Genomic DNA, 13,717 nt, shown 5'->3' with positions numbered 1-13,717 from the left:
AACGCGTTGAGGAGTGGGAAGTCGGCGGGTCCGACTTCCCACTCCTCCTGCTTGCGCGGGCACCGCTGCCGGTGCCGGTGCGTCAGTCCTCGACGGCCTGGTAGACCGTCGTCCAGAAGTCGTGGATCAGCCGCGCCGAGTGCGGTACGGACATCCCGACCTGGGTGAGGAGGATGCCGACGAGCCCGTACTCCGGGTCGGCGTACGTCGAGGTGCCGCTGCCGCCGTCCCAGCCGAACTGGCCGACGGGCGCGTAGTCGCCGCGGTAGGTGCGCACCGCCATCCCGAAGCCCCAACCGCCGTGCTGCCCCTGGCCGTACGACAGGTGGACGTTGTCGCGGGCCAGGGCGGTCCGGGCGGCGGTCTGCTCGGGGGAGAGGCGGTTGGTGGTCATCAGCCCGACCGCCGGGCGGGACAGCACCCGCTCGCTCCCGTGCGTGCCGTGGTTCAGCAGCATCCGGAAGTAGGCGTGGTAGTCGTCGACGGTGGAGGCCAGGCCGCCACCGCCGCCCGGGAACGCCGGAGGCTTGCTCCAGCGGCCGTCCGCGGGCTCGTCCCAGACGGTGAACTCCCCGCTCTGCGGGTCGGGGGCGTAGAGCGGGGGCAGCCGGTCGAGCTTGTCGGCGTGCACGTGGAACCCGGTGTCCGACATGCCCAGCGGGTCGAAGATGCGTTCGCGCAGCACCTCCTCGAACGGACGGCCCGTGACCCGGGCAACCAGCACACCGAGCAGGTCGCTGGCGATGTGGTACTGCCAGCTCTCGCCGGGCTGGTGCATCAGCGGGAGCGTGCCGAGGCGGCGCATCCACTCGTCGGGCTCGGGCATCGGCACCGGCAGATCGGGCGTGAGCCCCTGCTCGAAGACCGCGTTCATGATCGGCGTGCCCAGTGCGGTCATATCCATGCCGAGCCCGAAGGTGCTGGTCAGCACGTCGCGCACGGTGATCGGCCGCTTGGCCGCGACCGTGTCGTCCAGCGGTCCGTCGATCCGCTTGAGCACCCGCCGGTCGGCGAGCTCCGGCAGCCACTGCTCCACCAGGTCGTCCAGCCGCAGCTCGCAGTTGTCGAGCAGGGCCATCGCGGCCGCCACCGAGACCGGCTTGGACGTCGAGGCCATCCGGAAGATCGTGTCCCGGCGCATCGGGGCGCCCCCGCCGTGGCTCATCGTTCCCAGCGCTTCGACGTGCGTCTCCCCGCCCCGGCTCACGAGGGCGACGACCCCCGGGATCCGTCCGGAGTCCACGTGGCGCGCCAGCACGTCGTGCACCCGTCGCAGCCCCGCATCCGAGAAGCCGCTGTTGCTCCTGACCATGGTGGATCTCCCCCTGCATGAGTGTTCGGTGATTGCTGAACGATGTCGAAGCTACATTGCGTTCAGCAAATCGTCAACGAAGATGGGCGCCCAGGATCCCTGTAATCGCTGGGATATGAGGTCATCATTGCAATGATCGTGACGCTGAATGCAATGGCGCTCGAAGTAGGCATTGCAATGGTCTGGCGGTGAACGCATACTGCGGAGCGGAACCGCGCGGAGTGCGCGGACGGAGGGGAAGGAGCGGCAGCGGATGCCCGGAGGAAGGCTCACCGACGAGGACCGCCGGACCATCGCCGACGGGCTGGCCGAAGGCCTCGGCTACGCCGGGATCGGGCGACGGCTCGGGCGCCCGGCCTCGACCGTCCTGCGGGAGGTCACCCGCAACGGCGGGCCCGAGGGCTACCGGGCCGACCGGGCGCGGGAGTCCACGCGGGACCGGGCGCGCCGCCGGAGGCAGGAGCGCCCACCGGAGCCGGCGGCGCCCGAGGACGCTCACGGCCGCGACCCCCGGCAGCTCCGGGAGTTCGAGGAGTTCTTCACCGGGCTGCTCGAACGGCAGGGGCTGCCCAGGATGGCGGCCCGCGTACTGGCCCGGCTGTGTGTCGCCGACTCCGGTGCCGCCACCGCCGCGGAGCTGGTCCGTCGCCTCCGGGTCAGCCCGGCCTCCGTCTCCTCCGCCGTCAACTTCCTCGAACAGCAGGGGATGGTCCGGCGCGAGCGCACGCCCGGCGAACGCCGCGAGCGCTACGTCCTGGGCGACGACATCTGGCTCCGCTCCGCCCTCGCCGCGCTGCGGATGAACGAGGAACTGATCGCGGCGACGCGCCGCGGGGTGGAGGTCCTCGGCCCGGCCACCCCGGCGGGTGCCCGCTTCGACTCCTCCGCGGAGTTCCTGCTGCTCATGAGCGAGGCCCTGCACCTGGTGCTGGACCGCTGGCGCGAGCGGGAGGCCCGGTAGGAACGGGAGTTCAGGTTCCTGGAGGGCGTCGCGTTCGTGTATCGGCGGTCGCCGGTTCCGGAGCGGATATCCCCTACTCTTCCTCCATGCTGTCTGTGGTGGTGGCCCCCTGGGAGGGCGACGCGGATCCGGTCTTCCTGCGCGCGCCGGACGAACTGCACGACGCCGCGAGCACGATGAAGGTCGCGGTACTGGCGGCGCTGGCCCGCGGCGGGGTGGACCTCGACGCCGAGGTGCCGGTGGTGAACCACTTCGAGTCCGTGGTGGGAGGGGAGTTCGGCAACGATCCCGACTGGGACAGCGACCCGCTGCCCTGGGAACTGCTGGGCACCCACGTACCGCTGCGGCTGCTGGCCGAGCGGATGATCACCCACTCCTCCAACCTGGCCACCAACCTCTGCCTGGCCCGCACCGACCAGCGGACGGTCGCCGAGGTGTGGCGCCGGGCGGGGGCCACCCGCAGCTCCAGCCCGCGCGGGATCGAGGACTACGCGGCGCGCGCGGCGGGCGTGCACAACCGGGTGAGCGCCCGCGATCTGGTCCGCCTGCTGCACTCGCTCGCCGACGAGCCGGAGTTGCTGGCGCTGCTGGAACGCAACGACTTCCGGGTCGACCTCGCGGCCGGCATCCCGCCGGGCACCCGGATCGCGTTCAAGAACGGCTGGGTGCCCGGCGCCCGGCACTGCGTCGGCCTGGTCCACCCGTACGACTGCCCGCCGTACCTGATCGCCGTCTGCTACACCGGCCCGCTCGCGGACGGCAGCGACCGCACCGACCCGGCGGCCCGGCTGCTGGCCCGGATCTCCCGGGCGGTCTGGCAGCGGCGCAAGGAGATCACTCGCCGGTCGTGAGCACCGCCAGCCTGCTGCGCACCCCGCGCGGGCGCGACACCCGCGCGGGGTCCGGAGGCAGCGGCTCAGGAGGGCTGGGACTCAGGAGGGCTGGGACTCAGTACGGCTGGACGAGGACGTGGGCGGCGCCCGGGATGCCGATCTTGAGGAGTTCGTCCTCCTCCGGGGTGGTCGGGGTGCCGGTCTCCTGCTTGAGGACGGCGCGGGACAGCGACTGGACCCACATGGCGCGCGGGCGGCGGCGGGCCTCCCAGGCGGTGAGGGCGGCCGGGACGTCGGGCGCCGCGTCGAGGCTCTCGGCGAGGACCAGGGCGTCCTCGACGGCCATCGCGGCGCCCTGGGCGAGGTGCGGGGTGGAGGCGTGGGCGGCGTCGCCGGCGAGGACGACGCGGCCGACGTGCCAGGGCTCCTCGACGGTGACCTGGGAGATCCGGGAGTAGACCACGGCGGCCGGGTCGGTGACCTGGGCGAGGGCCTCGGCGATGGGGCCGCCGAAGCCTGCCAGCCGCTCCCGGAGCTGCTCGTGGGCGCGCTCGGGGTCCGGGCGGAAGTCCTCGGCCTCGGCGAACACCGAGCCCAGGTACATCAGTTCCTCGCTGATCGGGGTGAGCAGCGCCTTGGCGGCGAGGTTCCCGGTGGACATCACCACGCCCTTCACCTCGGGCGAACGGGGCAGGGTGACGCGCCAGTTGGCGAAGCCGGTGTACTCGGGGGCGTACGCGTCCCCGTACAGCCGCCTGCGCAGCGGGGAGCCGATGCCGTCGAAGCCGACGACCAGGTCGTAGCGGTCGTGGTGGCCGTCGGTGAGGGTGGCCTCGACCCCGGTGCCGTCGTCGGTGAGCTCCGAGACCGTGGTCCCGAAGCGGAGGCCGGCGCCGGCCGAGGTGGCGGCGGCGGCCAGCACCCGGGCCAGGGCGGGGCGCGGTATGCCGTTGTTGGAGGGGGCGTCGCCCATCCGGGGCTGGGGGATCTGGGCGAGGGTGGTGCCGGCCGGGTCGCAGATGGTCAGCACCTCCCATTCGAAGCCGGCGGCGAGGCACTCGTCGAGCACGCCGATCTCGCGCATCACGTGCAGGGCGTTGGACGGCTGGATGATGCCGACGCCCAGGGCCTCCAGCTCGTCGCGCAGTTCGGCGACGTCGACGTGGTGGCCGCGCCGGGCGAGGGCGGTGGCGAGGGTGAGGCCGCCGATGCCGCCGCCGTGGACGAGGACGCGCAGGGGTGTGGTCATGAAGGGGTGCTCCAAAGGACGGGGCTCGGGCGGGCGCTCAGCCGACGGGGGTGGCGGCGAGGTCCATCAGGTGGTCGACCAGGGCGAGCAGCAGGTCGCGGCCGAAGCCGCGCTCGCGCACGTTGCCGATCAGCATCGGGACCTGCGGGTCGAGGTCGAGGGCGGCCCGGATCTCCTCCGGGGTACGGGTGTTGTGGTTGTGGAAGCAGTTGATGGCGACCACGAACGGGATGCCGCGGCTCTCGAAGAAGTCGATCGAGGCGAAGCTGGTGTCGAGCCGCCGGGTGTCGGCGATCACGATGCCGCCGAGGGCGCCGTTGACCAGGTCGTTCCACATGAACCAGAAGCGTTCCTGCCCGGGCGTGCCGAACAGGTAGACCACCAGCTCGGGGCTGACGGTGATCCGGCCGAAGTCGAGGGCGACGGTGGTGGTGTCCTTCTGGTCGACGCCGGCCAGGTCGTCGACGCCGACGCTGGCCGTGGTCAGGTACTCCTCGGTGCGCAGCGGGGTGACCTCGCTGACCGAGCCGACCAGGGTGGTCTTGCCGACGCCGAAGCCGCCCGCGATCAGGATCTTGACCGCGGCGGGGGCCGCGGCGGGTGCGGCGCCGGGGGCGGCAACGGGTGCGGGGGAGTGGGGTGTTGCCATCGTTCAGAGTCTCCGGAGTCCTTCGCGTACGGCCGTGAGCAGGCCGAGGTCCACGCCCCCGGCGGCACGGGCGACCGAGAGGGGCGCCCGGGCCTTCAGCAGGCCCTGGGCGACGAGGTCGCCCAGCAGGATCTTGGTGACCGAGACCGGGAGGTCCAGGCCGGCCGCGACCTCGGCGACGGCGGCCGGGCGCCGGCAGCGGTCGAGGATCAGCCGGTGCTCGGGCTGGAGGCCGCGGGCACCGGCGCGGCTGCCCCGCGCCAGGGCCGCGTCGGCCTCCTCCTCGGCGGTGGTGAGCACGGTGATCAGGGTGAGGTCGTCGCGCTCGGGCGCGGTCCGGCCGCGGGTGATGGTGTACGGGCGGACCATGACGCCGGTCTCGTCCTCGGCGTACGGCTCCTCCAGTTCGCTCCAGTGCGGCGTCCGGCCGCGGGCCCGCGGGTCCTCCTCGCCGGTGTGCGGCCCCACCACGGTCAGCCCCGGTTCCGGGAGGCGAAGACGTCGAAGGACGCGGGGGCGCCCTCGGCTCGGGCCGGGGTGGTGAGCTTCTGGCCGACCTGCTGCACCAGGGTGTGCATGGCGACGGACATCACCTCGGCGTCGACCTCCTGGGAGGCGACCACGGCCAGGTGGGTGCCCTGGGCGGCGGCGATGACGAACAGCCAGCACTCGGCGAGTTCGACGATCACCTGGTGCACCGGCCCGCCGTCGAAGAGCTGGCCGACGCCCCGGGCGAGCGACTGCTGACCGGTGGCCACGGCGGCGAGGCGCTCGGCGTCGGCGCGCTCGATGGTGCGGGAGTGGCTGACCACGAGGCCGTCGTCGGAGAGCAGGACGGCGTTGCGGGTCCCGGGCACCGAGTCGACGAGTCCGTCCAGCAGCCAGTCCAGGTCCTGGTGGGTGGCGATCGTGCGGTTCATGACTGGTCATCCGTTCGTGTGGTTCGGGGTTCCGCGGCCGGCAGGGCCCAGGGGGAGGGCGCCGACGCGGGGGCGGGGGGACCGGCGGGCAGGGCGGGAGGAGCCGGCGGGGTGGGGCGGGCGGGCAGCGGGTGCTCGCCGCTGTCCTGGGCGCGGGCGGCGCGGGACTGCCGCTGGAAGGCGCCGATGGCGGCGCCGGAGCGGCGGACGGGCCGTTCGGCGCGCTCCGCCGGGCCGGGCCGGTCCGCCTGGTGGGGCGGGGCGCCGGCGGGCTGCCCGGCGGCCGGGTCGACCCACTCCTGCCGGGCCGGCGGGGGCACCCGCAGCTCGGCGGCCAGGCTGGCCTGGCGGACGCGCTGGGGCAGCGGCGGCTGTCCGCCCTCGACCTGGCTCACCGGCACGGCGGAGGGGTACTCGCGGTGCCGGCGCCGCTCGGCCAGCCGGTAGTGGTCGGCCGGGCGGTACTGCTCGTCGGCGTACGGGGCCTCGGCCTCGGTGACCCGGGCGTAGGCGATGTCCGGGTAGGCGGGGGCCTCCGGCGCGGGGGTGGTGCCGGTGGCGGGCTGCGCCCCGGCCGGGGCGGCGGCGTAGGCCGGCGCCGGGTCGACGGGGGAGCTGTGCTGGATCGGCTGCTCGTGCGGCGGCTGCGGCTGCTCCTGCGGCTGCTCGTGTGGCTGCTGCTGCGGCAGCTGGTGGAGCTGCGCCGGGAATGGCGGTTCCGGGAACGGGGATTCCAGCGGCCCCGGCTCCTGGAAGGCCGGGGCGACGCACTGTGCCGGAGCGACGGTCCCGACGGGCACGCCGACGCCGACCCCGACGGGCGCGCCGGCCCCGACCCCGACGCCGACCCCGCCCGGCAGCGGCCCGAAGGAGTCCACCGGTGCGACCGGCGGCCCGACCGCGACGGCCGGCTGCGCCGCCTCGTCGGAGGCGGAGCGCACCGCCCGGCGGGAGCGCCGGACCAGCGGGATGGGCTCGACGGGGGCGGCGTCCGGGAGCCCGGCGTCGCCGTCGATGACCAGCTCGTCCGGGACGAGCACGACCACCCTGGTGCCGCCGAAGGCGGACGGCCGGAACTCGATCTTGAGCCCGGTGAGCGAGGCGAGCCGGGCGACGACGTGGAAGCCGAGCCGGATGTCGTCGGCCCGGGCGAGCACGTCGGTGCGCGGCGGGCGGCTCATCAGCTCGTTGGCCGCGTCGTACTGTTCCGGGTCCATGCCGAGGCCGCGGTCCTCGATCTCGACCGCGAGGCCGCGGCCGACCATGGCGGCCCGGACCTCGACCGGGGTGGGCGGCTTGGAGAAGGTGGTGGCGTTCTCCATCAGCTCGGCGAGCACGTGGGCGACCGGCCCGACGGCCCGCTCGGAGAGCCAGGGGTGGCCCTCGACGTCGATCATGATCCGCCGGTAGTCCTGCACCTCGCCCTGGGCGGAGCGCAGCACGTCCAGCAGCGGGACGGGCTTGCGCCAGCGCCGCTGGGGCTGGCCGCCGGCCATGATGACGAGGTTCTCCTCGTAGCGGCGCAGGCGGGCGGTGAGGTGGTCGAGGTCGAACAGGCCCTCCAGGACCTCCGGGTCCTCGTGCTTGCGCTCCAGTTCGTCGAGCTTGCGCAGCTGGCGGCCGATCAGCAGCTGGGTGCGGCGGGCGATGCGCTGGAGCAGCCGCTCGAAGCCCCGGTGCTGGTCGGCCTGCCGGACGGCGGCCTCCAGGGCGGCGGAACGGGCCAGGTTGAGGGCCTGGCCGAGGCGGGCGAGTTCGTCGGTGCCGTTGCCGTGCTCGCCGGTGGTGACGGCGCGGCTCGCGGCCTCGGTGTCGACCTGTTCGCCGCGGCCGAGGCGGTCGACCACCTCGGGCAGGGTGCGCTCCATCTCCTCGGCCTGGGTGTGGAGTTCCTTGATGCGGCGGCGCAGCGAGCGGCTGAGCCGCCAGGAGGCGATGACCACGGCGACGACGGTGATCAGGCCGATCACGGCGGTCAGCACGACGCGGGTGAGCAGGCCGAGGATGGTGCCCTTGCCGACCTCGACGATGGCGCCGGTGCGGGCCTCGATGGCCTTGACCAGCTGGGGGTTGAGCTGGTCGACGGCCTGGCGCCACTGGTCCTGGGCGGCGGGCAGTCTGACGGTGCCGTTGGACTCGGCGGCGGTGGGCCGGGTGAGCTGCTGCTCGACGGCGGTCTTGGCCTGCCAGGCGGGGCTGTTCATCAGGTCGTGCCAGGCGGCGGCCTCGCCGTCCGGGACGTACGGGACGACCTGGACGGTGAACAGGTGGTCCTGGGCGCCGATCAGCTGCTGGACCTGCTGGTAGTCGGCGGTGCTGAGCCGGCCGGTGGGCCAGCCGCGGGCCAGGACGGCATCCTCGCGGGCCAGCATCTCCTTGGCCCAGAAGGAGTTGACCAGGGTCTTGGACACCCAGGTGACCTCGCCCGCGTCGACGTGGCTGAGCGCGGTGAACAGCCGCAGGTCGACGGCGATGAGATCGGTGTAGTAGGTGAAGACGGCCTGCTGGTCGACGGTGCCCTTGTCGACGGCGGTCCGTTCCTCGGCCAGTTTGCCCATGGCCTGCCGGGCTTCGGCGACGGCGCTGCGGACGTCGTCGGGGGCGTTGTCGGCGGTCTCGCCGGACAGCGCCTGGAACTGGCGCACCGCGTCGTCGGTCAGCTGCCGCTGGTGGCGCAGCTGGTCGGCGTTGCCGCCGGGCCGGGCGAGCGCCTCGGCGCTGAGCCGGCGTTCCTCCTGGAGGTTGTAGTAGACGATGTTGGACGGCTGGCCGGCCTTCTGGGCGAGCATGCCCTGGGCGGCCTGGCGCTGGAAGTCGAAGACGGTCTCACCGCTGGTCACCGCCCAGAGGGCGACCAGGGCCAGGCTGGGGACGACGGCCAGGACGAGCAGGGCAGTCCGCAGGGACAGGCGTGGACGCCTGCGGGGGGCCTTCGGCGTCGGGGGCCGCCGATTCGCACGCGCGCGCAGAGCAGACTCCTTGGGGCTGGCGGCCGACCGGTGAGGGGCAGGCCGTCCGGGCACGGGCTTCTGACGAAGCGATACTAGTCATATCGTGTGATTGGAGTGAAAGCCCGTGCGCCACCTACGCGGTGCTTGTGCACCAGCTGGACACAATGTCGCCCCCGCGTTGACTGTTTGTGCCCGAAGCAGCCGGGTTTGCTCCTGCCTGACACAGTGTCGCCCGCAGTCGGAGCCGTTGGGTGGCCGCGGTGTGAAAACTGTGTGACGCACGCTCCGGAAGGCTGCCTGCGCCCGCTGGTGGCCTCGGCGGGTGCCGCCCGCCGGTGGGTTCAACGGGGACCACTCGCCGGTGGGTTCAACGGGGGCCGCCCGCCCGTGGGTTCAGCGCGGGCTGAGCAGCCGCGAGCGCGTCGACTCCAGCTCCGCCGCCAGCACCCGCCCGGCCGCCGCCGGATCGCCCTCGTGCAGCGCCCGTACCAGCTCCGCGTGCGAGTCGTACCCCTGGTTCGGATCCCCCTCGCGCAGCCCGAACAGCCCGACCAGGGCCACCAGGTGCTCCCGCAGCACCGGCGCGAACTGGGCGAAGAGGTCGTCCAGGACGGGGTTGTGGGCGGCGGCCACGATCGCCGTGTGCAGCGCGATGTCGGCGTCCACGAAGACCGTGTCGTCCGCCCCGCCGGCCGCCAGGCGAGCGGCCAGCGCGGCGTCCACGGCGGCCAGGTCGGTCTCCGTACGGCGCTCGGCGGCCAGCCGGGCGGCCTGCACCTCGACCATCGTCCGCACCTCGTAGACGTGTGCCAGCTCGGCGGCGCGCAGCCGGGTGGCCCAGTCCCCGGCGGTCGGGCGGTCGGCCGTCACGAACACCCCGGCGCCCTGGCGGGCGTGCACCATCCCGGCCGCGGCGAGGGTGCGCAGCGCCTCCCGGACGGTGGAGCGGCCGACGCCCAGCTCCTTGGCGAGCGCGACCTCGCCGGGCAGCCGGCCGCCCACCGGCCACTCGCCCGACCGGATCCGCCGCTCGATCAGTTCGGCGGCCTGGGCGGCGAGGTGGGAGGGGCGGAGCGGGGGCATCGTCGTCACCTGTCAGGTTGTCTGAGGACTTCGGTCATGGTTACTCTACCCGGCATGCAGCCGTGGAGCGCTCTCCTTCTTGGTGGCCGCAGCGGGGCGTGACCTGACCGGCACCCCGCTGCGGGGCGCCGTCCTGCCGGTCTCCGGAACCAGCCCGGTTCCGGCACCCGAGTCGAGGACCCCCGAGGACACCCGATGCGATTCCCGACCCTGCACGCCCCCGCCGGCCCCACCCCGGCCGACGCCCCCGCCTGGAACCCCCAGCGCGGCGGCGCCATGCCCTCCCACCGCTACCGCCCCGCCCACGAGCGGGTCCAGGTGCCCGCCCTGCTGCGCCGCTGGCCCGGCCGCCGGATCGAGCGGGCCCCGCTCTGGGTGCCCGTCGACCTGCGCGACGGCAACCAGGCGCTCGCCGAACCGATGGACCCGGCGCGCAAGCAGCGGATGTTCGACCTCTTCCTGGCCATGGGCTTCAAGGAGATCGAGGTCGGCTACCCCTCCGCCAGCCGCACCGACTTCGAGTTCGTGCGCCGGCTCGCCGAGACGCCCGGGGCGGTGCCGGAGGACGTCACCGTGGTCGTCTTCACCGCCGCCCGGGCCGACCTGATCGACCGCACCTTCGAGGCCGTCCAGGGCCTGCCGCGCGTCGTCGTCCACCTCTACACCGCCACCGCGCCGCTGTGGCGGGACGTCGTCCTCGGCAAGGACCGGGCCGAGCTGCGGGCGCTGATCACCGCGGCCGCCGAGCGGATGGCCCGGCTCGGCGAGGGCCGGGACGGCCTGCGGTTCCAGTTCTCGCCCGAGGTGTTCAACCTGACCGAACCGGACTACGTGCTGGAGGTCTGCAACGGCCTGACCGAGCTGTGGGACGCGAGCCCCGACCGGCCCGTGGTCCACAACCTGCCGGCCACCGTCGAGATCGCCACCCCCAACGTCTACGCCGACCAGATCGAGTACGTCGACCGCCACCTGGCCCGGCGCGACTCCGTCATCCTCTCCGTCCATCCCCACAACGACCGGGGCACCGGCGTCGCCTGCGCCGAACTGGCCGTGCTGGCCGGCGCCCAGCGGGTCGAGGGCTGCCTGTTCGGCAACGGCGAGCGCACCGGCAACGTCGACCTGGTCACCCTGGCGCTCAACCTGCACACCCAGGGCGTGGACCCGATGCTCGACCTCTCCGACATCGACACGATCCGGCGCACCGTCGAGCACTGCAACCGGCTGCCCGTGCACGAGCGCCACCCCTACGCGGGGGACCTGGTGCACACCGCCTTCTCCGGCACCCACCAGGACGCCATCAAGAAGGGCTTCGCCCGGCACGCGCGGACCGCCGCCGAACTCGGCCTGCCCGAACGGGAGGCGCCCTGGTCGGTGCCGTACCTGCCGATCGACCCGGCCGACCTCGGGCGCGACTACGAGGCGGTGATCCGGGTCAACAGCCAGTCCGGCAAGGGCGGCATCGCCTACCTGCTGCAGAGCGCCGCCGGGTTGGAACTGCCCCGGCGGCTGCAGATCGAGTTCGCCCGGGTCGTCCAGGAGGCCACCGACGACAGCGGGCGGGAGGTGACCGGCGAGGAGCTGTACGCGCTGTTCCGGGCCGAGTACCTGGACGCGGGCGCCGCCCGCACCTGGTGGGTCGACGGCGGCCGGGCCGAGGTGGACGGCCGCCCGGGCAGCGGCGCCGGGCCGGTGGACGCCGTCGCGGACGCGGTGGGGGTGGAGGTGCTCTCCTTCACCGAGCACAAGGTCGGGGGCAGCCCGGACGCGATCGCCTACGTCGAGGCGCGGGCGGGCGACGGCGCGGTCTGCTGGGGTGTCGGACGCGACGCCTCGGTGCTCACGGCCGGGGTACGGGCGGTGCTGAGTGCCGCCGACCGCGGGGTGTCCGCAGGCGCCGTCCCCGGCACGGCCCCCCGTCCTGCCCGCGGCACGGCGATGGCCGTCGTGCCGCCCTCGGCGGCCGGCAGCTGAGGGCCGGCAGCTGAGGGCTGAGGGCTGACGGCTGAGGCCGTCACGGCCCACCGCCGTCCCGGCGGTGGCCCGTTGCCGTGCGGAGCATCCCTGGGACGCCCGGGGAGCCCGGGCCGCAGGCGGTTCCCGGGGCGGGCGGCGTCCCAGGGACGGGGAAGCGCTAGCGGGACGCCGTCAGCGGCTCCTAGCGTCGGTCGGGTCGAAAGCGGCCGGTCACGGCCTGCACACCCCACCCCGGGAGACCCCACCAGTGTTCAAGCCATCCTCGTTCAAGCGCGCCGCAGTGGTCGCGGCCTCCGCAGGACTCGCGTTCGTCGCGCTGGGCGGTACGGCCAGCGCCAGCTCCACAGCCGGCGACATCTCCATGTACGACACCGGGATCGGCGTCAAGTGCGTCCAGATGGCGCTGAACGACTCGAACGTGCACGCCGGCCTCAAGGTTGACGGCATCTTCGGCCAGCACACCAAGGACGCCGTGATGCAGTTCCAGCGGACGAACACCGCCAAGGCGGGCTGGTCGCTCGACGTCGACGGCATCGTCGGCCACAACACCGGCTCCGCGATGATGGAGATCATCGTCCACAACGAGCACGACTGGGGCAACACCTGCTGGGAGAACATGCCCACCTGACGGGCCGGCCCCACTCCGCTTCCCCTTCCCTCCCACACTCAGTGAGGAATTCGTCAATGAAGCGCATCCCGGCCATCATCGCCGCGATGTTCGCCGCGCTGGTCGCGGCCGTGCTCGTCGCTCCGGCCGCCCAGGCCGCGAGCTGGCCCCTGGTCCGCAACGGTGACCACGGTGACAACGTCACCACCGTCCAGTACCTGCTGTCCGCCCGCGGCTTCGCGACCGGCGTCGACGGCGCCTTCGGCCCCGGCACCGAGGACAAGGTCAAGAGCTTCCAGAGCGCCAACGGCCTGAGCCCGGTCGACGGCATCGTCGGCGGCGACACCTGGTCCAAGCTGATCGTCACCGTCCGCAACGGCGACAACGGCGACGCCGTCAAGGCCCTCCAGGTCCAGCTGAACGCCCACGGCGCCGGCCTCAACGTCGACGGCGCCTTCGGCTCCGGCACCGACAGCAAGGTCCGCAGCTTCCAGCAGTCCGCCGGCCTCAACCCGGTCGACGGCATCGCCGGCCCGGCGACCTGGGCCGCCCTGCTCGGCGGTGGCGGCAGCACCGGCGGCTCCGGCGGCGGTAGCGGTGACAAGCTGACCCAGTCGCAGGTCGCCTCGATGTTCTCGGCCGCCGGCATCACCTGGTCCTCCTCGGGCAACTGCTCGGACCGCACCAACAGCAGCTGCACCTCCTTCGACGGCCTGCGCCGCGCCTCGGCCGACGGCGCCGTCAACTTCAAGCACGCCAGCAACTGCGCGCTGAACATCACCGGTGGCACCGAGACCGGCCACGCCAGCGGCACCTACAGCCACGGCACCGGCTACAAGCTGGACTTCGGCATGACGAGCTGCATCACCAACTACATCCACGGCAACTTCTCGCACAGCGGCACCCGCGGCGACGGCGCCGACCTGTGGACCGCCCCCTCCGGCAACATCTACGCCAACGAGGGCAGCCACTGGGACGTCACCTTCATGAACTGACGCCCGCGGAGCGCTTCCTGAGCGGCGCACCCTGCGGGGGGGGGGGGGGGGGGGGGGGGGGGGGGGGGGGGGGGGGGCGGGTGGTTGGGGGGGGGGGGGGGGGGGGGGGACGGGGGGGGGGGGGAGGGAAGGGGGGGGGGGGGGGCCGGCGTCGGACTTCCCCCCTACACGCCCACCCCAAAA

At 73.7% G+C, this 13,717-nt stretch carries 12 protein-coding genes; 5 read left to right on the top strand and 7 right to left on the bottom strand.

Annotated features, from left to right (window positions below; genetic code table 11):
* Nucleotides 1-82 precede the first annotated feature (82 nt).
* Nucleotides 83-1,312, bottom strand: coding sequence for a serine hydrolase domain-containing protein (locus ACZ4W5_RS18850; RefSeq protein WP_465655627.1), 1,230 nt, complete (start codon nt 1,310-1,312; stop codon nt 83-85).
* Nucleotides 1,313-1,565: 253 nt separating this feature from the next.
* Here ACZ4W5_RS18850 and ACZ4W5_RS18845 point away from each other — a divergent pair, with 253 nt between their 5' ends.
* The gene (locus tag ACZ4W5_RS18845; RefSeq protein ID WP_465655626.1) at nt 1,566-2,273 is read left to right on the top strand and encodes a GbsR/MarR family transcriptional regulator; all 708 of its coding nucleotides are present in this window, start codon (nt 1,566-1,568) and stop codon (nt 2,271-2,273) included.
* Nucleotides 2,274-2,359: 86 nt separating this feature from the next.
* Complete coding sequence (locus tag ACZ4W5_RS18840) at nt 2,360-3,124, top strand: serine hydrolase (protein WP_465655624.1); 765 nt, start codon at nt 2,360-2,362, stop codon at nt 3,122-3,124.
* A gap of 97 nt (nt 3,125-3,221) precedes the next feature.
* Here ACZ4W5_RS18840 and ACZ4W5_RS18835 read toward each other — a convergent pair whose 3' ends face one another.
* The 6 genes from ACZ4W5_RS18835 to ACZ4W5_RS18810 all read right to left on the bottom strand — a co-directional run bounded on the left by ACZ4W5_RS18835 (nt 3,222) and on the right by ACZ4W5_RS18810 (nt 9,958).
* On the bottom strand, nt 3,222-4,355 hold the full coding sequence (locus ACZ4W5_RS18835) for an FAD-dependent monooxygenase (RefSeq protein WP_465655622.1): 1,134 nt from the start codon (nt 4,353-4,355) through the stop codon (nt 3,222-3,224).
* A 37-nt stretch (nt 4,356-4,392) separates the two neighbouring features.
* Nucleotides 4,393-5,004: a GTP-binding protein gene (locus ACZ4W5_RS18830; RefSeq protein WP_465655620.1), complete on the bottom strand. Its 612-nt coding sequence runs from the start codon at nt 5,002-5,004 to the stop codon at nt 4,393-4,395.
* A 3-nt stretch (nt 5,005-5,007) separates the two neighbouring features.
* Nucleotides 5,008-5,373 carry a DUF742 domain-containing protein gene (locus tag ACZ4W5_RS18825; protein ID WP_360243681.1) on the bottom strand — a complete coding sequence of 122 codons (366 nt, stop codon included), beginning with the start codon at nt 5,371-5,373 and terminating at the stop codon, nt 5,008-5,010.
* Between the two features lie 104 nt (nt 5,374-5,477).
* Nucleotides 5,478-5,924: a roadblock/LC7 domain-containing protein gene (locus tag ACZ4W5_RS18820; RefSeq protein ID WP_402478517.1), complete on the bottom strand. Its 447-nt coding sequence runs from the start codon at nt 5,922-5,924 to the stop codon at nt 5,478-5,480.
* Nucleotides 5,921-8,764: a sensor histidine kinase gene (locus tag ACZ4W5_RS18815; RefSeq protein WP_465655618.1), complete on the bottom strand. Its 2,844-nt coding sequence runs from the start codon at nt 8,762-8,764 to the stop codon at nt 5,921-5,923. Before ACZ4W5_RS18815 ends, ACZ4W5_RS18820 begins: the two co-directional genes overlap by 4 nt.
* 504 nt (nt 8,765-9,268) lie before the next feature.
* Nucleotides 9,269-9,958: a FadR/GntR family transcriptional regulator gene (locus ACZ4W5_RS18810; protein ID WP_465655683.1), complete on the bottom strand. Its 690-nt coding sequence runs from the start codon at nt 9,956-9,958 to the stop codon at nt 9,269-9,271.
* 195 nt (nt 9,959-10,153) lie between these two features.
* Between ACZ4W5_RS18810 and ACZ4W5_RS18805 the strand changes: the two genes are divergently transcribed.
* From ACZ4W5_RS18805 to ACZ4W5_RS18795, 3 genes are all read left to right on the top strand, one after another.
* Nucleotides 10,154-11,929, top strand: coding sequence for a 2-isopropylmalate synthase (locus ACZ4W5_RS18805; RefSeq protein WP_465655616.1), 1,776 nt, complete (start codon nt 10,154-10,156; stop codon nt 11,927-11,929).
* Between the two features lie 250 nt (nt 11,930-12,179).
* Nucleotides 12,180-12,560: a peptidoglycan-binding domain-containing protein gene (locus tag ACZ4W5_RS18800; RefSeq protein WP_360243622.1), complete on the top strand. Its 381-nt coding sequence runs from the start codon at nt 12,180-12,182 to the stop codon at nt 12,558-12,560.
* 56 nt (nt 12,561-12,616) lie between these two features.
* Nucleotides 12,617-13,534, top strand: a complete 918-nt coding sequence (locus ACZ4W5_RS18795; RefSeq protein WP_465655615.1) for a peptidoglycan-binding domain-containing protein — start codon at nt 12,617-12,619, stop codon at nt 13,532-13,534.
* Nucleotides 13,535-13,717: the final 183 nt, after the last annotated feature.

This window comes from Kitasatospora sp. NPDC029367 (assembly GCF_055569135.1).
Note: the sequence above shows the minus strand (reverse complement) of the source record. Positions and strands in the feature narration are given on the sequence as shown.

What these genes read in the sequence shown, in the direction of transcription:
- ACZ4W5_RS18835 (WP_465655622.1), bottom strand. Translation starts at nt 4,355, where the DNA reads ATGACCACACCCCTGCGCGTCCTCGTCCACGGCGGCGGCATCGGCGGC.
- ACZ4W5_RS18820 (WP_402478517.1), bottom strand. Translation starts at nt 5,924, where the DNA reads ATGAACCGCACGATCGCCACCCACCAGGACCTGGACTGGCTGCTGGAC.
- ACZ4W5_RS18850 (WP_465655627.1), bottom strand. Translation starts at nt 1,312, where the DNA reads ATGGTCAGGAGCAACAGCGGCTTCTCGGATGCGGGGCTGCGACGGGTG.
- ACZ4W5_RS18795 (WP_465655615.1), top strand. Translation starts at nt 12,617, where the DNA reads ATGAAGCGCATCCCGGCCATCATCGCCGCGATGTTCGCCGCGCTGGTC.
- ACZ4W5_RS18810 (WP_465655683.1), bottom strand. Translation starts at nt 9,958, where the DNA reads ATGCCCCCGCTCCGCCCCTCCCACCTCGCCGCCCAGGCCGCCGAACTG.
- ACZ4W5_RS18845 (WP_465655626.1), top strand. Translation starts at nt 1,566, where the DNA reads ATGCCCGGAGGAAGGCTCACCGACGAGGACCGCCGGACCATCGCCGAC.
- ACZ4W5_RS18825 (WP_360243681.1), bottom strand. Translation starts at nt 5,373, where the DNA reads ATGGTCCGCCCGTACACCATCACCCGCGGCCGGACCGCGCCCGAGCGC.
- ACZ4W5_RS18840 (WP_465655624.1), top strand. Translation starts at nt 2,360, where the DNA reads ATGCTGTCTGTGGTGGTGGCCCCCTGGGAGGGCGACGCGGATCCGGTC.
- ACZ4W5_RS18805 (WP_465655616.1), top strand. Translation starts at nt 10,154, where the DNA reads ATGCGATTCCCGACCCTGCACGCCCCCGCCGGCCCCACCCCGGCCGAC.
- ACZ4W5_RS18830 (WP_465655620.1), bottom strand. Translation starts at nt 5,004, where the DNA reads ATGGCAACACCCCACTCCCCCGCACCCGTTGCCGCCCCCGGCGCCGCA.